Origin of the sequence: Streptomyces luomodiensis (genome assembly GCF_031679605.1) — a bacterium.
GTDB lineage: Bacteria > Actinomycetota > Actinomycetes > Streptomycetales > Streptomycetaceae > Streptomyces > Streptomyces luomodiensis.
The window spans coordinates 8404310-8422938 of record NZ_CP117522.1; the positions used below are offsets into that span (position 1 = coordinate 8404310).

The 18629-nt window shown below is 72.3% G+C and carries 16 protein-coding genes and 1 pseudogene; 10 read left to right on the top strand and 7 right to left on the bottom strand.

Annotated elements, in window-relative coordinates:
- Positions 1–21 precede the first annotated feature (21 nt).
- Positions 22–1035, top strand: a complete 1014-nt coding sequence (locus tag PS467_RS35475) for a FecCD family ABC transporter permease (protein ID WP_432280776.1) — start codon at positions 22–24, stop codon at positions 1033–1035.
- Positions 1032–1871 (top strand): ABC transporter ATP-binding protein, encoded by an 840-nt coding sequence (locus PS467_RS35480; protein WP_311038647.1) that lies wholly within the window; start codon positions 1032–1034, stop codon positions 1869–1871. Before PS467_RS35475 ends, PS467_RS35480 begins: the two co-directional genes overlap by 4 nt.
- Here PS467_RS35480 and PS467_RS35485 read toward each other — a convergent pair.
- Positions 1856–2722: a LysR family transcriptional regulator gene (locus tag PS467_RS35485; protein ID WP_311038648.1), complete on the bottom strand. Its 867-nt coding sequence runs from the start codon at positions 2720–2722 to the stop codon at positions 1856–1858. The genes PS467_RS35480 and PS467_RS35485 overlap by 16 nt on opposite strands.
- Before the next feature lie 69 nt (positions 2723–2791).
- Between PS467_RS35485 and PS467_RS35490 the strand changes: the two genes are divergently transcribed.
- The gene (locus tag PS467_RS35490) at positions 2792–3730 is read left to right on the top strand and encodes an EamA family transporter (protein WP_432280681.1); all 939 of its coding nucleotides are present in this window, start codon (positions 2792–2794) and stop codon (positions 3728–3730) included.
- 143 nt (positions 3731–3873) lie between these two features.
- Here the strand turns inward: PS467_RS35490 and PS467_RS35495 are convergent, their stop codons facing one another.
- The 4 genes from PS467_RS35495 to PS467_RS35510 all read right to left on the bottom strand — a co-directional run bounded on the left by PS467_RS35495 (position 3874) and on the right by PS467_RS35510 (position 7177).
- Positions 3874–4629, bottom strand: a complete 756-nt coding sequence (locus PS467_RS35495) for a nucleotidyltransferase domain-containing protein (RefSeq protein WP_311038649.1) — start codon at positions 4627–4629, stop codon at positions 3874–3876.
- A 168-nt stretch (positions 4630–4797) separates the two neighbouring features.
- On the bottom strand, positions 4798–4950 hold the full coding sequence (locus PS467_RS35500; protein ID WP_311038650.1) for a hypothetical protein: 153 nt from the start codon (positions 4948–4950) through the stop codon (positions 4798–4800).
- Positions 4951–5048: 98 nt separating this feature from the next.
- Positions 5049–6539 (bottom strand): MFS transporter, encoded by a 1491-nt coding sequence (locus PS467_RS35505; protein ID WP_311038651.1) that lies wholly within the window; start codon positions 6537–6539, stop codon positions 5049–5051.
- On the bottom strand, positions 6539–7177 hold the full coding sequence (locus PS467_RS35510; protein ID WP_311038652.1) for a TetR/AcrR family transcriptional regulator: 639 nt from the start codon (positions 7175–7177) through the stop codon (positions 6539–6541). Before PS467_RS35510 ends, PS467_RS35505 begins: the two co-directional genes overlap by 1 nt.
- A gap of 95 nt (positions 7178–7272) precedes the next feature.
- Here PS467_RS35510 and PS467_RS35515 point away from each other — a divergent pair, with 95 nt between their 5' ends.
- Complete coding sequence (locus tag PS467_RS35515; protein WP_311038653.1) at positions 7273–8004, top strand: class I SAM-dependent methyltransferase; 732 nt, start codon at positions 7273–7275, stop codon at positions 8002–8004.
- A gap of 165 nt (positions 8005–8169) precedes the next feature.
- Entirely contained in the window at positions 8170–9024 is an 855-nt protein-coding gene (locus tag PS467_RS35520; RefSeq protein ID WP_311038654.1) for a hypothetical protein, read from the top strand.
- 44 nt (positions 9025–9068) lie between these two features.
- Here PS467_RS35520 and PS467_RS35525 read toward each other — a convergent pair whose 3' ends face one another.
- Positions 9069–10613 (bottom strand): glycoside hydrolase family 43 protein, encoded by a 1545-nt coding sequence (locus PS467_RS35525; RefSeq protein ID WP_432280777.1) that lies wholly within the window; start codon positions 10611–10613, stop codon positions 9069–9071.
- 409 nt (positions 10614–11022) lie between these two features.
- Here PS467_RS35525 and PS467_RS35530 point away from each other — a divergent pair.
- Positions 11023–12096: pseudogene (locus PS467_RS35530) on the top strand (pectate lyase family protein); the annotation flags it as partial.
- 62 nt (positions 12097–12158) lie between these two features.
- Here PS467_RS35530 and PS467_RS35535 read toward each other — a convergent pair.
- Complete coding sequence (locus PS467_RS35535) at positions 12159–13361, bottom strand: FAD-dependent monooxygenase (protein WP_311038655.1); 1203 nt, start codon at positions 13359–13361, stop codon at positions 12159–12161.
- 140 nt (positions 13362–13501) lie between these two features.
- On the opposite strand from PS467_RS35535, the gene PS467_RS35540 reads away from it, so the two are divergent.
- From PS467_RS35540 to PS467_RS35555, 4 genes are all read left to right on the top strand, one after another.
- Entirely contained in the window at positions 13502–14017 is a 516-nt protein-coding gene (locus PS467_RS35540; RefSeq protein WP_311038656.1) for a MarR family winged helix-turn-helix transcriptional regulator, read from the top strand.
- Between the two features lie 227 nt (positions 14018–14244).
- A complete protein-coding gene (gene dctA / locus PS467_RS35545; protein WP_311038657.1) occupies positions 14245–15756 on the top strand; it encodes a C4-dicarboxylate transporter DctA in 1512 nt (503 codons plus the stop codon).
- A complete protein-coding gene (locus tag PS467_RS35550) occupies positions 15756–16919 on the top strand; it encodes a glycerate kinase (RefSeq protein ID WP_311038658.1) in 1164 nt (387 codons plus the stop codon). Before dctA ends, PS467_RS35550 begins: the two co-directional genes overlap by 1 nt.
- A gap of 635 nt (positions 16920–17554) precedes the next feature.
- Entirely contained in the window at positions 17555–18475 is a 921-nt protein-coding gene (locus tag PS467_RS35555; protein ID WP_311038659.1) for a LysR family transcriptional regulator, read from the top strand.
- Positions 18476–18629 lie beyond the last annotated feature (154 nt).

The following is an 18629-nucleotide window of genomic DNA, read 5'->3' on the forward strand; positions in this document are numbered from 1 at the left end:
CAGGCGCGGCGTGGGCGCAGACTGCGGTTCGCGGCACTGTGCGGGGCCGGAACCACCGCGTTGCTGGTGTCCGTGGCCCTGGCCATCACGATCGGCCCGGCCGATATCCGCGTCGGCGACGTATGGGCCGTGGTGGGGTCTCATCTGGGCCTGGGCACCTCCGACCTGACGCCCATCCGGGATGGCATCGTCTGGGAGCTGCGACTGCCGCGGACCCTGCTCGCCGCGGTGTGCGGGGCCGGACTCGCGGTGTGCGGGGCGGTGATGCAGTCACTCCTGCGCAACCCGCTCGCCGACCCCTTCGTGCTGGGGGTCTCGTCCGGCGCGTCCACCGGAGCGGTCGCGGTGGTGGTGCTGGGGGCCGGTGGCGGGGCGGTCACCGTGTCGGTGGGGGCGTTCGTGGGCGCGGTGGTCTCGTTCGCGCTGGTCCTGCTGGGCAGTCAGGTGCTGGGCGGGACCACGGACCGGGTGGTGCTGTCCGGGGTCGCCGGGATGCAGTTGTTCTCCGCGCTGACCTCGTTCGTCGTGATGACGGCCGCCGACGCCGAGCAGACCCGTGGCGTGCTGTTCTGGCTGCTGGGATCGCTCGGCAACGTCGGCTGGAGCGAGGTGTGGGTGTGCCTGGCCGTGCTCGCCGTGGCGCTGCTGGTCTGCGCGGCCCACGCGCACGCCCTCGACGCCTTCGCGTTCGGCCAGGACGCGGCGGCCACGCTCGGCGTCCCCGTGGCCCGCACCCGGCTGATCCTGCTGTCCGTCACCGCGCTGCTGACCGCGGCGCTGGTCAGCTCGGCCGGAGCCATCGGCTTCGTCGGGCTGGTGCTCCCGCACGCCACCCGCGCCCTGGTCGGTTCCGGACACGGCCGGCTGCTGCCGGTCACCGCGCTGACCGGTGCGGTGTTCCTGGTCTGGGTCGACACACTGGCCCGTACCGCACTGGACCCCCAGGAGGTGCCGGTGGGCGTGGTCACCTCGCTGATCGGCGTACCGGCGTTCGTCCTGGTCCTCTACCGCTCCCGGAAGGTGACCACGTCATGAGCACGGGCACGGGCACGGACGCGGCCATGGGCACGGACCCGGACACGGGTCTGCGCGCGGAGCGGGTGACGCGTACCGTGGGCGGCCATCTGATCGTGGACGGTGTCAGCGTCACCCCGCCGCCGGGCTCCCTGGTCGGACTCCTCGGCCCCAACGGCTCCGGGAAGTCCACCCTGCTGCGGCTGCTGGCCGGTGTCCTCGCCCCCACCTCGGGCGTCGTCACCCTCGACGGCCACCCCTTGAACGCCCTGCCCCGCAAGGCGATCGCCCGCCGTATCGCCGTCGTCGAGCAGAACGCCGCCACCCAGGCGGAGCTGACCGTGGGCGAGGTGGTACGCCTCGGCCGCGTCCCGCACCGCCGTGCCTGGTCGGCGGTGTCGGCGGCGGACGAGGAAGCCGTGCGCCACGCCCTGGCACGCACTGGGCTCATGGACCGCGCCGACCAGCTGTGGCACACGCTCTCCGGCGGCGAACGCCAGCGTGCCCAGATCGCCCGCGCGCTCGCCCAGGAACCGCGCGAACTGCTGCTGGACGAGCCGACCAACCACCTCGACATCCGCCATCAGCTCGACTTGCTCTCGCTCGTCGCGAGCCTGCCGGTCACCACCGTCATCGCGCTGCACGATCTGAACCTGGCGGCGATGTACTGCGACCGGCTCATCGTGTTGCGGGAGGGCCGCGTCGCGGCCGGCGGCACCCCACGGGAGGTCCTCACCGAGGACCTGGTCGCGGAGGTGTACGGGGTGCGCGCGGACATCACCCACGACGCCCCCCACGGACGGCCCCACATCCGCTTCCTGGGCGGCCAGGGGTCTTCGGGTCAGCCGTTGCGGTAGAGGGCGGTGAGCAGTTCGACCGCGGTGTGGGTGGCGGGGTGCGGATCGTCCCGCCACCAGGCGAGGCGTACCGCGATCGGCTCCGCGTCGCGGACCGGCCGGTAGGCGATGCCGGGCCTCGGGTACTGGTTGGCGGTGGACTCCGCCGTCATGCCGACGCGGCGGCCCGCGGAGATCACGGTGAGCCAGTCCTCGACGTCGTGGGTCTCCTCTGTGGCCGGCCGGGAGTCGGGCGGCCACAGCTCCGCGGTGGTGGTGCCGGTCCTCCGGTCCACCAGCAGGGTGCGCCCGCTGAGGTCGGCCAGCCGGACCGAGCGGCGCCTGGCGAGGGGGTCGTCGGCGGCCACGGCGCACAGCCGCCGCTCCAGCCCGACGATGGCCGAGTCGAAACGGCGCTCGTCCAGCGGTCTGCGGACGACGGCCAGGTCGCAGGCGCCCTCCGCCAGCCCCGCCGTGGCGGAGTTGACGCGGACCAGGTGCAGTTCCGTCTCGGGGTGCGCCTGGGCCCAGCGGCGCTGGAAGGCCGGGGTGTGGCGGCCCAGTGCGGACCAGGCGTAGCCGATCCGCAGATGGGCGTGGCCCGAAGTGGCCTCCCGGACCAGGCCGTCCACCTCGGCCAGGACCCGCCGGGCGTGTCCCACCACGCGCAGCCCGGTGCCCGTCGGGGCCACTTCGCGGGAGGTTCGCCGCAACAGCCGCACTCCCAAGGCGCGTTCGAGCGAGGCCAGGGTGCGGGACACGGCCGCCTGGGAGACACCGAGCGCGATGGCGGCGTCGGTGAAACTGCCCTCGTCGACGATCGCGACGAGGCAGCGCAGCTGCCGAAGCTCCACATCCGTACCAGCATCCATACGTCTAGCGTATAGACAGGAACACCGAACGCATTTTGCGTATGCGCGGACCGGTCACACGATCGACGCATGCCAGCCGCCCCCGCGCCACGTAGCCCCGCCGCACGATCGGCGGAATCCGCCCACCAAACCCCGGCGACCGTGTCCGACGACGCCGACCCCGCTCCGACCCGGACCGGGCGGCGGTCCGCCGGTGTGGCCATGATGATCGGCAGCGGTCTGTCCAACCAGACCGGCGCCGCGATCGGCTCCCATGCCTTCCCCGTCCTCGGTCCGGTCGGGGTCGTCGCGGTCCGCCAGTACGTCGCCGCGATCGTCCTGCTGGCCATCGGCAGGCCCCGGCCGCGGACCTTCACCTGGTGGCAGTGGCGGCCGGTGGTGGGGCTGGCCGTGGTGTTCGGCACCATGAACCTGTCCCTCTACACCGCCATCGACCGCATCGGCCTCGGGCTGGCGGTGACCCTGGAGTTCCTCGGCCCGCTGTGCGTCGCGCTGGCCGCCGCACGGCGCCGGGTGGACGCGTGCTGTGCGCTGATCGCGGCGGCCGCCGTGGTGACCCTCATGCGTCCGCGTCCCTCGGCCGACTACCTGGGCATGGGGCTGGGACTGCTGGCCGCGGTGTGCTGGGCGTCGTACATCCTGCTCAACCGCGCTGTGGGCCGGCGCGTCCCCGGCGCCCAGGGGTCGGCGGTGGCCGCGGCGCTCTCCGCCCTGATGTTCCTGCCGGTCGGGATCGCCGTCGTCGTCCGGCAGCCGCCGACGGTGAGCGCCGTGGCGTACGCCGTGACCGCGGGTGTGCTCTCCTCGGCCGTGCCGTACCTCGCCGACCTGTTCACCCTGCGCCGGGTGCCCGCCCAGGCGTTCGGGCTCTTCATGAGCGTCAACCCCGTCCTCGCCGCCCTGGTCGGATGGGTCGGCCTGGGGCAGAACCTGGGGTGGGCGGAGTGGACGAGCACCGGTGCCATCGTCGCGGCCAACGCGCTGAGCATCCTCACCCGGCGCGGCTGATACGCCGACAGCGCGCGTGCTCGGCAACGCGTGTGCCGGTAGGGCGTGTCCTCGGCAGCGTGTGCTCGGCAGCGCGTGTGCCGTGTCCCGGCACCTCGGACGGTCCGGGGGGCGGCGGAGTCCACCGCCCCCCGGACCACCGCTCAGCCGGCGGCGGTGGCTTCCAACAGCGCCTCCGCGTCGGCGATCGCCTCGGCCAGGACGGCGGGCTCCGGCCGCAGCCCGCCCACGAGCGTGTCGATACCGCGCAGGCCCGCCCGCTCAAGGAGCCGCTTCTCGTTGGTGACCCACTCACCGCGTGCCGCCAGCACCGCGTGCGCCGTCTCCATGGCGGCGGTGGCCACCGCCCCCGCGACCTCGGTGGCCTGGCCGCGCACCGCGTACGCGGCCGTGGCGTACCGCAACGTCAGCGCCGCGCGCCCGCGCCACACCGGGGGCGCCGCCGCGCGCAGCGCCTCCGGGTACTCGGGGCGGGGCAGGGTGCCGCGCAGCACCTGGTTGAGGGCGAGTTCGGCGACCACCAGATAGCTGGGGATGCCCGCGAGGTGGAACATCAGCGGCTCCCAGCGGAAGCGTCCCTGCCGCGACTCGGCGAGTTCGTGGTCCACCACGTCGAGGTCGCGGTAGTGGACATCCACGCGCCGTCCGTCGATCGTCAGCCAGGCGCCCCCGTTGAAGACACCGCCGCCCCAGTCGCCGAGGCCGAAGACCTCGCCCTCCCAGCCGATGGCCCGCAACTCGGCCGGGTCGAAACCGCCCCGGTAGTACAGGGCCAGGTCCCAGTCGCTCTCGGGGGTGTGGGTGCCTTGCGCACGCGAGCCACCGAGGGTGACGGCGCGCACGGCGGGCAGGGCGGCGAGCCGCTCGGCGACATCATTGAGAAACAAGTCGTCGGTCATACGGATCCGATCGTGTGAAGTGGATGACGGATGCGGATGGGCACACCGATCGAACGCCGGAGCGGACATGGCTCGGACGGCGTTGCACGGAGGGTGCGGATGGTTTCGGTGTGCCGGGTCATCACTTCATGGCGCCGATCCTACCGTCTTCCGGGCTCGCGAAGCGGCTCAGACCGTCCAGCCGAGTACGGAACGCGCCTTCTCGGTGCGCAGCACCGGCACCTTCCCCGCCTGACCGGGCGCTTCCCGACGCGACGGGCCGGAGCCGGCGGCGGCCTCGCACGCATGTCGCGCACGCTCATGCCGGTCGACCTCAGGCATCCCAAGGACCTGATCGTCTCCACCAGGGCGGGGTGGTAGCGCCGGTGGGCTTGAGGTCAAGCGGAATGTCGGTCCGCCGTAAGGCGCCCGGCGAGGGGTTACCGGGGCGTGCCGCCGGAGGGGACGGCGGACGGGGGAGTGGGTGCGCCGGGGCGCCTTCGGGGCGTGGCGATGGCGATGTCGTGCATGAGCAGCAGCGCCCCGAGGGCGAGCAGCCCGGCGACGCATCCGCTCCAGGCGACGGTGGAGCCGATGGCCGTCGCGGTGGGCGCGGCCGTGCCGGAGTGGCCGATCAGGGACTGGGCGCAGGCCAGGCCGACCGCGCCGCCGATCTGCTTGGTGAGGGCGGAGCCCGCGGTGGCGGTGCCCATGTCGGAGCGCGGGACGGCGTTCTGGGTGGCGATGGTGATCCCGCCCATGGCCGGTCCGGTGCCGAGCCCGACGAGCAGCAGCGACACGGACGTCAGCGCGAGGGGTGTAGTGGCACTCAGGGCGAAGAAGGCGGCGGTGCCGGAGGTGAGCAGCCCCGCACCGGTGAGCAGGACCGGCTTGACGTGCCCGCTGCGCAGAACGGCGGCGGCGGTCAGCCGGTTGCCCAGCGTCATGCCGATGAGCAGGGGGAGCAGCAACAGGCCGGAGACGGTGGCCGAGTGGCCGCGGATGTGCTGGAAGTACAGCGGCAGGAAGATCCCGACCGGCGCGGCGGCGACCTGGAAGAAGAAACCGGCGGTCAGCAGGGCCGAGTAGGTGCGGTGCCGGAACAGCCGCAGGGGCAGGACGGGCACGGCGGCCCGGCGCTCGACCGGTAAGAGCAGCGCGAGCAGCGCCGGCCCGCCGAGCAGGCAGCCCATGACAGCCGGATCCGTCCAGGACGGGGCGTGGCCGGCGGTCGCGTTGCCCTTGAGGCTGAGGCCGGTCAGCGTCAGGGAGAGCCCGGCGGCGAGGAGGAGGATGCCCGCCACGTCGAGCCGGCCGGACGGCGGGGCGGCGGGCCGGTGGTCGGGCAGGGCCAGGGCGATGACGGCGACGGCGGCCAGCCCGAGGGGCAGATTGAGCCAGAACGCCCAGCGCCAGCCGACGTGATCGGTGAGCAGACCACCGAGGATCGGGCCGCCCACCATGCCCAGGACCATCATGGTGGCCATCGCCGTCTGCATCCGGATCAGGCCGTGCGGACGGGACGGCGGGTGGAGGTCGCGGACCAGCGCCATGCCGAGGGTCAGCAGGGCTCCGGCGCCCAGGCCCTGCACCGCGCGGGAGACGATCAGGGCCGGCATGGACGCGGACAGGCCGCAGGCGATCGAGCCGGCCAGGAAGACGGTGACCCCGCCGATCAGCAGCCGGCGGCGGCCATGGAGGTCGGAGAAGCGGCCGTAGACCGGCACGCTGACGGAGGAGGTCAGCAGATAGGCGGTGACGAGCCAGACGTACCAGGAGTCGCCGCCGCCGATCTGCTGGACGATGCGCGGGAGCGCGGTGCCGACCACGGTGCCGTCCAGCATGGCCAGGAAGGCGCACCCCAGCAGGGCCGAGGTGACCAGGGCCCGGCGGCGGGAGGGGAGTTCCCCGTACGGGTCGGGTCCGGTCATCACCGGCCCTCCCCGGGCGTCGCGAGCGCGCCGTGCAGGAAGAGGTCCACGAGTTCCTCGGTGGTCAGCGGGTCGGGAGCGCCCAGCCGCCCGGCCGACATCAGCATCAGCTGGAAGGCGTCCGCGAGCCGTTCCGGGGCGAGCCGCAGGGCGTCCCGGTCGGGTTCGAACAGCGCGGCCAGCGCGGCGCGCGGCCCGGCCAGGCTCGCCTCGCGGTCCGGCAGCCGCCCGTCCTTGCCGGGCTTGGGGGCGACGCGTTCCAGCCGGCCGGCCGCCGCGAGCGCCCCGGCGACCGCGCCGATGCGCGCCATGTGCCCGCGCACCACATCGGCCGCCTCGGCGAGCCGGGCCGCCAGCGGCTGGTCCAGGGCGATCGACTCCAGATGGGCGACGGTGTCATCGGGCCGCACGGCCTCGGCCATACAGGCCGCGAGCAAGGTGTCCTTGTCCTCGAAGACGCGGAAGATCGTGCCTTCCCCGATGCCCGCGGCTCGGGCGATCTTCGCCGTCGTGACGGCGGCGCCGTACTCGACGACGAGGGGGAGCGCCGCGGCGACGATCATCGCGCGGCGCTGGTCGGGGTGCATGGCCGGCGCACGGCGGCGGGGCGGGGGCGGGGTGGAGGAGTTCTCTGCCATGCGGGTACGGTACGGAGTGAGTACTCACTCCGTCAATGATGGGTGGATTGAGCATGACAGGCCGCCCCGCCCCGGTGGGCTCTATGCTGAGCGCGATGTTCACACCCCAGGGCCCCACCCTCCGTGAGCTCGTCGTCCAGGCGCTGTCCTCCGTCGAGCGCGGCTACGACCTGCTGGCCCCGAAGTTCGACCACACCCCGTACCGGACCCCGGCGGCGGTGCTGGACTCCGTGACAGGCACCCTGCGCCGGCTCGGGCCCTTCGACAGCGGCCTGGACGTGTGCTGCGGAACCGGCGCGGGCCTGGGGGTTCTGCGGCAGGTGTGCCGGGAGCGGGTCACCGGCGTCGACTTCAGCGCGGGCATGCTGACCGTGGGCCGGGCCCGCACACCGGTGGTACCGGACGCCCCGCGCACGCACTGGGTACGCGCCGACGCGCGCGCCCTCCCGTTCGGGCCGGTCTTCGATCTGGCGGTGAGCTTCGGCGCGTTCGGCCACTTCGTACCGCGAGAGCGGCCGGGGCTCTTCGCCCAGGTGCACTCCGTGCTCCGTCCGGGCGGCCGGTTCGCCTTCCCGATCGTGGCACCGGCCCGTCCAGGCTCCCGGCTCTACTGGTCGCTCCTGGCCTTCGACACCGCGATGCGGGTGCGCAACGCGCTGTGGCGGCCGCGCTTCGTGATGTACTACCGGACCTTCCGGCTCGCGGACGTACGGGAAGAGCTGGTGCGGGCCGGGTTCGAGGTCGAACTGCAGGCACTGGAGGAACTCGGCCGGCGGGCGGACGGCAGCCCCCGCTGCCGACTGGTGGTGGCCACCCGGCCGTCCTGAGCCCGGCCCGCGCGGTGCACGGCGGCCCGCGCTCGCGGCAGCAACCCGGGTGGTCGCGGCACCCCGAGCGGCCCTCTCGGCGCCCCGAGCGGCCGTGGCGGCAACCCGAGTGGCCGTGGCGGCAACCTCGGGCTGACAGCCTGTCAGCTACCGAGGGAGTTCACAGTGCGCTCATTCCTCGCGCGTCTGGCCACCGTGCCGGCCGCCTTGGCCGCGCTGGTCGCCGCGCCCGGTGCGGCGACGGCGGCCCCGGCGCGGACCGCCGCCGACTGGAACCCGCCCGCGAACCTGGTGCAGCCGCTGGGCGAGGTGTGGAACCACGTGGAGTCGACCTATCCGGATCTCTACGGCTTCCGCAACTACGGCTGGGACCAGGTCATGGCCAACCGGGGCAGTGTCAACTACTGCGTCCGCTGGGAGTCCGACGCCCCGGTCAGCGCCGCACTGCGCGACCGGATCCACGCCGCGCTGAAGAAGCAGTTCGCCACGTGGATGGCGGCCATGGTGGAGAACGGCACGGGCCACAACGCCTGGCCGTACACCAGTGTGCCGGTCACCATCGTCGGCTGGGCGGTGAAGGACCGCTCGACGCTCCAGTGGACCGACAACTCCGTGGACGTCTACGCCGGGAACCTCGACGGCGGCGGCGCCCCGCAGTGCTCACCCGACTGCGGCCGCTTCTTCCACCAGAACGGTGACTACTCGCGCTGTCCCGGTGGCGCCGCCCACCACTACGACCAGTCGCTGTGGCTGACGAAGGGGTTCGAGGGCGGTGCCGGCGGGGACTGGGGCCAGCGGGTGGGGCAGGAGTACTTCACCGGTGCGCTGAACCAGGAGGACATCCACATCTATCTCCACGAAGTCGGCCACACCTTCGGCCTGGACGACTTCTACGACTGGACCCCGACCGGCCAGTGCTGCTTCCTCATGAAGGCGGGAAGCGCCACCCGGATCACGGAGTTCGACACCTGGATGCTCCGTGACGTCTGGCGCCACCTCAAGAGCCGCTACGGCTACTGAGGCGGCACCCTGGGTGGGTCCCGAAAGACCCGCCCTCCGACCGGTTACGAGGAAACCGGACCCACCCGGAACCAGTCGAACTCCGCCACTCCGCCCCGGCCGCCGGCCGCCGGACCGGTGGCGAAGAGTCCCACGGTCGCCCCGATCCACTTCCCCGCGGTCGCCGGGAACGGCGCCCCGAGCGGGGTGAACCCCCGCCCGTCCACGTCGGCCGCGAACCGGCACTCCGCTCCCGGCAGCACACGCACCCGCAGCCGTACGGCCGAACGACCGCGCGGCAGCGGTACCGGCGTGACCGCGTCCGCCTCGGCGGCGTCCTGGGCCGCGGTGCGGCAGACGAGGACGATCCGGTCGCCGTCGTGCCGCAGGCCCACCCAGGCGTAGGTCTCGCCCAGGATCACCAGCCCGGCCCGGGACCCCTCGGTCGTGGTGGACAGCCTCAGCGAGGTCGTCGCGGTGAAGGACTCGGCGGGCAGCCGCTGGCCCAGCACATTGGGCAGCAGCCGGAGGTCATGGGCGACCGGGCTCGGCCGGCAGGCCAGCGCGAGCCGGCCCGGGGAGCGGCGCAGCGACCACCACGCCGGGTCGGGGTTCGCCTGCCACGTCCACTGCCGGCCCAGCTCGGCCCCGGTGAACTCGTCACCGGTGGCCGGCGCGGTCACCGCCGGGCGGGCGGCCACGCGCGGTTTGGTGTGCACCAGCACCGGCGTACCCCGGCCACTGCCGTCGTCGGTGCCCATCACCGGCCACCCGTCGGTGCGCCACCGCATCGGCTGGAGGTGCACCACCCGTCCGTAGGGCCCGCGGTCCTGGAAGTGCAGGAACCAGTCCTCGCCGCCCGCGGTGGTCACCCACGCCCCCTGGTGCGGCCCGTTGACGGGGGTGTCGCCCTGGGCGAGGACGACGCGCTCCTCGTAGGGGCCCCGGATGTCGCGGGAGCGGAACGCCGACTGCCAGCCGTTGGTGACGCCTCCGGCCGGAGCGAAGATCCAGTACCAGCCGTCCCGTTTGTAGAGCTTCGGCCCCTCCAGCGTGGTGTAGCCGGGGAGTTCATCGCCGTTGATCACGATCTGGCCCTCGTCGAGCAGACCGGTCCCGTCCGGGCTCATACGGTGCAGCGTGAGCCGGTTGTTGATACCGCTGCGGCTCTTCGCCCAGGCGTGGACCAGATACGCCTGCCCGTCCTCGTCCCACAGCGGACAGGGATCGATCAGCCCCTTGCCCGTGGCGACCGGATGGGGCGCGCTCCAGGGCCCGCGCGGATCGGTGGCGTGCACCATGAAGATCCCGAAGTCGGGATCGGGGTAGAAGATCCAGAACTTGCCGTCGTGATGGCGCAGGGCGGGGGCCCACACCCCTTCGCCGTGCCTGGGCTCGCTGAAGTGGTCCCTGGGCCGCAGCTCGGTCAGGGCGTGTCCGATGACGCTCCAGTTGACCAGGTCGGCCGACCGCAGGATGGGCAGTCCGGGCACGCGGTTGAAGGTGGAGGCGACCAGATAGAAGTACGGGCCGACCCGGATCACGTCGGGGTCGGACCAGTCGGCGTTGAGCACCGGGTTCTGATAACGGCCGTCCCCGAGGTCCGCCACCCAGGGCAGGTCTGTCCGCGCCGCGGCCGGCTCACCCGTGGCCACCGCCTGGTCCGCGTGGCCTGCCGGGTCCGGGTGGCCCGCGGACCCGGACGGTCCACCGGGCCGTGATGCCGCCGAAGCCGGGGTGGCGGAGGCGATTCCGCCGAGCACCGTCGATCCGGCGACCGCGCCGAGGCCGGTCCACAGCACCTGCCTGCGACTGTGTTCGCTCACTGTTCCCTCCGGGGCGACTCATCAGTGGTGCGTCCGTCGGTAAGCGCTTTCCGCCGGAGTCTGTCAGCGCGTCGTCGCATCTTCAAGACGCCGTCCACATCCGCCTCAGGACGACCGGTGGCCCCGGCAACCTCTCCGTGCGCGGCGGCGACAGCCGGACGGAAGGTGTCGTCGAGCAGTGGGAGTGTGGGCCATGGAAGCCATACGCCGAGCGGTGGGGCGCGGCAGGCGCCGTGCGCTGGGGGCGGTCGTCGTGTCCCTGACCCTGGCCGGCACGGCCGGCCTGGCGGGACAGGGGGCGTTCGCCGAGGACGGGACGGCGCCGGCGGCCGCGTCGGCCTCCGCGTCCTTGAGCGCCGATGTCGCCGACGGTTTCGCGTCGGTCAACGCGCTGGGCCAGAACGGCACGTACGGGGGCCGGGACGGCAGTACCGTCACCGTGCGCACGCTCGCCGATCTCGAGAAGTACGCGACGGCCTCGCAACCGTACGTCATCGTGGTGGCCGCGGCGATCACCATGGACCCCAAGGGCAAGGAGATCAAGGTCGCGTCCGACAAGACGATCGTGGGCTCGGGCACCTCGGGCCAGATCGTCGGTGGTGGCTTCTTCCTCGGCGAGGGCGTGCACAACGTCATCATCCGGAACCTGACGATCCGTGACTCCTACGAGGGCGTGTGGAACGACAAGGAGCACGACTGGGACGCCATCCAGATGGACGGCGCCCACCATGTGTGGATCGACCACAACGATCTGCGGCATATGGCCGACGGTCTGATCGACAGCCGTAAGGACACCACCTACCTCACGGTGTCCTGGAACCGATTGCAGCAGAACAACAAGAGCTTCGGGATCGGCTGGACGGAGAACACCACGGCCGACATCACGATCCACCACAACTGGTTCCACGAGAGCGAACAGCGCAACCCGTCCGCCGACAACATCGCCCACGCGCACCTGTACAACAACTACCTACAGGACGACCCGGGGACGGACATCAACTCCTCCTACGGCAACTATGCCCGCGGGAACACCAAGATGGTGCTGGAGAACAGCTACTTCGAGGGCTACCGGAACCCGGTCATCAAGGACAGTACGGCCACCCTGGTCCAGCGCGGCAACATCTTCGTCAACACCACCGGCCGCAACGAGAGCGGTGGCACCGCGTTCGACCCGAAGGCGTACTACGCCTACTCCCTCGACTCCGCCGACCGGGTCCCGTCCGTCGTGAAGTCCGGCTCCGGCCCCACCACGGCCATCGGCACCACCGGCTGACCGGACCGGGCCCGGCGGCGGGTGCCCGCCGGGCCCGGAGGCGGGTGCCGGTGCGCTCATACGGCCTGGTAGTCGGGGAGGTCCAGCGCCGAATGCGCGCTCCGGCTCGCGCCGCTGAGTGCGAAGGACCGGTCGCGCAGCGCCTCGTTGCGCCGTGTCAGGTCCTCGGCGGTGCGCGGGGAGAGACCGGCGCTCCCTTCGGTGGCGAGCGCCTGGTTCCTCTCCACGAACGGCCTCAGCCTGCGCTCGTAACTCCCGAAGGCGTCCGCATGGCAGGCGCCTGCGGCCAGTTCACCGGCCAGGACGTAGGCGCCGGCCAGGGCCAGGCTCGATCCCTGGCCGGAGAAGAACGACGGCGCGTAGGCGGCGTCGCCGATCAGGGCGACCCGGCCGGTGGACCACCGGGGCAGGTGGATCTGGCTGACCACGTCGAAGAAGAGGTCGTCGCTGCCCCTCATGGCGGCGACCATGCGCGGGACCTCCCATGCGTATCCGGCGAAGATCCCGGCCACCAGGTCGCGCTGGGCGTCGGGGTCGCGGAAGGAGTCGAGGGGTGGTTCGGGGCGCAGGAAGCTGAGGAAGGCGTGGACCCGGTCGTCGTCACGGGGTGCGTAGAGGACGGCCGTCCTGCCCGGGACGTTCCAGGTGCGGCCCTCGTGTGCGAGCCCCAGGTGGTTGGGCATGGTGAACCCGGCGAAGCAGTGGTCGAGGTAGCGGTGGTAGTCCTCCTCGGGGCCGAAGGCCAGGCTCCTGGTCTGCGAGTGGATGCCGTCGGCGCCGATGACCAGGTCGAAGGTGCGCCGGGTGCCGCCGCGGAAGGCCACGTCCACGCCGCCGGCGTGGTCGTGGAGGGTGGCGATGGAGTCGTTGAAGAGGAGTTCGACGTCGTCGCGGATCGCGCCGTAGAGGATCTCGGCCAGCTCTCCGCGGGGGATCTCGAGGTCGTGGCCGTCCTCGCCACCGGTGATGTCTTCGGGTCGGACGGCGGCTACCGGATGGCCGTCCGCGTCGACGAAGGAGAGCCGGCGGATGCCGACGTGGGCGTCCCGGAGCTGGGGGAGCAGCCCCATGCGCCGGACGACCTCGACCGCCGTGCCGCGGATGTCGATGGGGTATCCGCCGCCGCGTAAGGCGGCCGCCTTCTCGACGATGGTGACCGCGAAGCCGTACCGGCGGAGCCAGTAGGCCAGCGCGGGGCCGGCGATGCTGGCGCCGGAGATCAGGATCGTGCGCTGTGGTGCGGTGGTCCTGCCGCCCATGGCGTTCCTCTCCGGCCCTCCCACGGGGGAGGGCCTAGCGCGTACCTAACTCAGGTATCCTTTTTGGTGGCATGAAAGGGCCCCGAAGGTGGGGCTGTTGAGACAACCATATACCTAAGTTAGGTAGATATGGAGGCGGGATGGCCGCGGAGGGACCGGAGGTCGGGCCGGGCGCCGGTGATGAGCACGGCGTATCGGCCATGCTGCCCCGTCTGATGCAGCTCAGCGGGGCCGTGAACCGGGGCCGTGTGGTCGAGCGTGCCATGGAGGCCGCCGGTGTGTCCGTGGACCGGCCCGCGATGTCGGTGCTCGTCTCCTTGCACGTGGCGGGCGGTCCACTGCGCGTGGGGGAGATCGCCGAGCGGATGCAGGTCGTCGGACCCCATGTCACCCGCCAGGTGAACGAGTTGCAGCGGCGAGGGCTGGTCCACCGGATCACCGATCCGGACGATCAGCGCGCTCGGCTCGTCGAGCCGACCGCCGAAGGGGCGGCGGCCACGGACCGCTACCTGCGGACCGTCCTCGGATGGCTCGGCGGTGTGCTCGCCGACTGGAGCCCGCGCGACCGCGAGGTCTTCGGCCGGCTGCTCGCGCGCTTCGTCGACGACCTCACCGCCCACCTCGCCGCCTTCGACGACGACGGCCGGTCCGCATGAGCGCCGCGGGCCGCACGGCCCGCTGAGGCCGGGACGCCGACCCGTACCGCACGGCCCCTATGCGGCGTGTCAAACGCTCGTGTGCCGGGTGAGGGGCAGCCGATAGGAAGCGCCTATACGGGGCATCGATTTTTGGTCGTGGACCCCCGGCGTGTGACCCGGTTCACTGTGGCGGAAGTCAGTGCGATGCCGGTCGGGCTCGGTGTCGTGCGAGCAGGGAGGTTGCAATGACGCAGACCCCGGACGGCGCCGCACACGGTGGACAGCGGGCCTCGGGTACCCGGGTCTCGGGTAGCCGGGTCACGGCGGGCACGTCGAAACCGTGGTTCCGGCAGCTGTACATACAGGTGCTCATCGCGATCGTCATCGGCATCGTGCTGGGCTGGCGATGGCCGGATCTGGCCACGTCGATGGAGCCGATCGGCGCGACATTCATCACCGCGATGAAGATGCTGATCGGGCCGATCGTCTTCCTGACCATCATCAGTGGCATCGCCGGGGTGGCGGATCTGAAGAAGGTCGGCCTGACCGGCATCAAGGCGCTGACCTACTTCCAGGTCGGCACGATCGTCGCCCTGATGACGGGACTGGTGGCCATCAACGTCTTCCGGCTCGGCGACGGTGTGCACGCCGATCCGTCCACGCTCGACACCTCGGGCGACGCCGGCCAGTACATCCAGCAGGGCGAGCACCAGCACTGGTGGGAGTTCCTCACCAACCTGGTGCCGGACAGTTTCTTCGGGGCGTTCGTCGAGGGCGACATCCTCCAGGTCATCTTCCTGGCCGTGATCTTCGGCATCGCGCTCAAGTCGGTGGGCGCGGTCGGCGAACCGCTCATCGTGGGTGTCCACCGCCTCACCGAGGTCGTCTTCAAGGTGCTGTCCTTCGTCATGAAGGCCGCGCCGCTCGGCGCCTTCGGCGCAATGTCGTACGCCATCGGGAAGTTCGGGCTGTCCACGCTGACCAGTCTCGGCTCGCTGATCTTCCTCTTCTACGCCACGTCCATCGTGTTCGTCGTGGTCGTCCTGGGCGGGGTGCTCGCCGCCTATGTGAAGCTGAACATCTTCCAGCTCTTCCGCTACTTCAGGGAGGAGTTCTTCCTCGTCCTGGGCACCTCCACCGCCGAGCCGGCGCTGCCGGGGCTCATGCGCAAACTACAGTTCATGGGCGTCGAACGGTCCACGGTGGGGCTCGTGGTGCCGACCGGCTACAGCTTCAACCTCGACGGTGCGGCGATCTACCTCTCCCTCGCCACGCTCTACATCGCCCAGGCCACCGACACGCCCCTGTCCCTCACCCAGCAACTCGGCCTGCTCGCGGTGATGCTGCTGACGTCCAAGGGCGCCGCGGGCGTGGCGGGCGGTGGTTTCATCGCCCTCACCGCGACCCTGTCCACGGTCGGCCACGTCCCGGCCGCGGGCATCATGCTCATCTTCGGGATCGACAAGTTCATGTCGGAGTGCCGGGCGCTGGTGAACTTCTTCGGCAATGCCGTGGCCACCTTGTTCATCGCCAAGTGGGAGGGGGGTCTGGACCTGGCCAGGGCGCGTGAGGTGCTGGCGGGCAGGGCCGGGGACCCACCGGTCGCGGGTGCGGCCGAGGACACCCCGGCGGTCCCGGCCCAGGGCGTCCCGGCGGTCCCGGCCGAGGACCGGGACGCCGCGTCCGCTCCGGCCCGCCCCGAGGCGGGTACCGAGGTCAAGGGCGGTACGGCGGCGGTGGCCGAGGTGACGCGCTGATGGTCTCCGTCGTGATCGCCCCGGACAAGTTCAAGGGATCCCTCAGCGCCGACGACGTCGCCCTCGCCCTGGAACGCGGACTCCTGGAGCGGGCCCCGCACATCCGGGTCAGCCGCCTCCCGCTCGCGGACGGCGGCGAGGGCAGCGTGGCTGCCGCGTGCTCCGCGGGGTTCACCGCCAGGCGGGTCACCGTGACCGGGCCGACCGGGCGACCGGTCACCGCGGCCCTCGCCGTCCGCGGTGGCACCGTGCTCATCGAGGCCGCCTCGATCTGCGGACTCGGGGTGCTGCCGAACGGCCGGCCGGCGCCCCTCGAGGCCACCAGCCGTGGCATCGGCCAGGCCATCCGGTACGCGCTGGCGGACACACCGGACACCGTCGTCCTCGCTCTGGGCGGGGTGGCCACCACCGACGGGGGCGCCGGTCTGCTCCAGGCGCTCGGCGCCCCGCTGTCCCACGCGGACGGCTCGCCGATCGGTCCGGGCGGTGGCGGTCTCGCGGGGCTCCACTCGGCCGGCCTCGCCGGGGTGCGCGACGCACTGGCCGGAGTCGATCTCGTACTGGCCACCGATGTGGACAATCCCCTGCTCGGGCCGAGGGGCGCCGCCGCCGTCTACGGTCCGCAGAAAGGAGCGAACGAACACCAGGTGCACACGTTGGACGCCGCACTCGGACACTTCGTACGACGGCTGGAGGCGGGCGGTGCGGCGGACGCGGCGGCCCTCGCCGAGCAGCCCGGGGCCGGGGCCGCCGGTGGGCTCGGCTTCGCCGGGCTGCTGCTGGGCGGACGGGTGTGCTCGGGGGCCGACTACTTCCTCACCCTCCTCGGCGCCGACCGGCTGCTCGCCGGGAGCGACTTCGCCGTGACCGGCGAGGGCAGTCTCGACGAGCAGTCGCTGTCGGGGAAGCTACCGGTCGCGCTGGCCCGGCGGGCGCGGGCCCACGGAGTACCGGTGCACGCCGTCGCGGGCCGGTGCACCCTGCCCGCGGGCCGGACCGCCGCCCACTTCCGCTCCGTGCAGGCCCTCACCGAGCTGACCGACCGGGACTGCGCGAACGACAGCGCCCTGTCCGCGGCACTGCTCACACGGTGCGGACACACCCTCGCCGACCGCTGGCTCCCGTCCGACGACGACACGGCGGCCCTGCCACGAACCTCGTGACCGCGCTTGGCCCTCGTGACGGCGCGCCCGAATCACGTGACCGCGCCGCGGGCGACGCGGCCACGCCCGGATCTCGTGACGGCGTTCGGGTGTCGCGACCGTCGCCCGGCCCTCGTGCCCGCGTCCGGATCGCATGTCCGCGCGCCCGAGTCGCGTGGCCGCGCGTTCGCGACCACGTGGCCGCGAGCCCTGTCCTCGTTACCGTGGCGCGGGCGGCATGGCCGCGTCGGGTCGTGTGGCTGTATCCGGGCCGGTGGCCGTGCCCATGACCTCGTGGCCGGGTCCGGGTGCGTGGGCGCGCCGGGCCTTCGTGATCAGGCGCCCGTGACCATGTGGACGGGCCGCGGGCGGTGTGACCGTGTCCGGGTCGTGTGGCTGTACCCCGGGCCGGGTGGCCGCGCCAGGACTGCGTGGGCGTGAGCCCGGGTCGTGTGGCTGCATCCGGGCCGGGTGGCCGTGTCCATGGCCTCGTGGCCGCGCGGCCATGTTCGGGTCATGTGGCCGACGCGGCCACGAGGGCATGGCCGCGCGCCCTGTCCTCGTGGCCGCGTCCGAACCCCGCGCTGCCGGATACGGGTCACTGCCGGATAGGTAGTCTGCGCCTATCGAACGAGGTCACGAACCCGGGAGGCGCCGTGGACGCCCGGCAGCTCGAATACTTCCTCGCCATCGTCGAGCACGGCGGCTTCAGCAAGGCCGCAGCCGCGCTTCATGTGGCGCAGCCGTCGTTGTCGCAGGCGATGGCCAATCTGGAAGCCGACCTCGGGGTGGCCCTCTTCCACCGGGTGGGGCGCGGTGTTGTGCTCAGCGAGGCCGGTGAGGAGTTGCTGGAGCCCAGTCGCCGGGTGTTGCGGGACATGGCGGCCGTGCGCGACACCGCCGCCGCGCTCTCCGGGCTGCACGGCGGCACCGTGGAAGTGGCCACCATGCCCTCGCCCGGTATCGAACCGCTGACCACCCTCATCCACCGGTTCGCCGAACTGCATCCGGCGGTCACGGTCAGCACCCACGCCGCCTTCACCCCGGACGAGGTGGTGTCCCTGGTTCGCAGTGGCGCCTGCGAGCTGGGGCTGCTCGGGTCGCCGAACCCGGTGACGGTGGCCGGGTTGGACGTCCTACAGGTCGAGGACCAGCCGTTCGTGGTCGTCGCGGCACCGGACGGGCCCGTCCGGGACGACGTCACGATCCGCCCCGAGGACCTCGCCGGGCAGAAGCTCATCGCCTCGCGGACGGGCAGCCTGATGCGCAGCATCGTGGACGACATCACCGCGGGCGGCCGTGGCACCGGGATCGTGACGGTCGTCGACCACCGCACCTCGATCCTGCCCCTGGTCCTCACCGGAGTCGGGATCGCCGTACTGCCCTCGTCCTGGACCCGGCTGGCCCGGCGGTGCGGGGCCGTGGTGGCGCCCATCGAGCCCACCGCCCATCTCCATGTGGCGATGGTCAGCCTCCCGGCACATCTCACCCCCGCCGCCCGCGCCTTCCTCGCCCTCACCACCTCCCTGGCCCGGCAGCGGACCAAGGGCCCCGCCGCCGCACGGACGCGAAAATGATCGGCCACGCCTATGGGTCGCATCGAAAGCAGGTCTTGGACGCGCCCTGACTGTGGTGTGTTGACTCGAACCGACCGAAGCCGGCGAAGCCGCCGGGCATCCCCGCCCGCGTCGCCCGGTCGAGGAATCCACCCCAGCCCTGCCACGCGCCGGA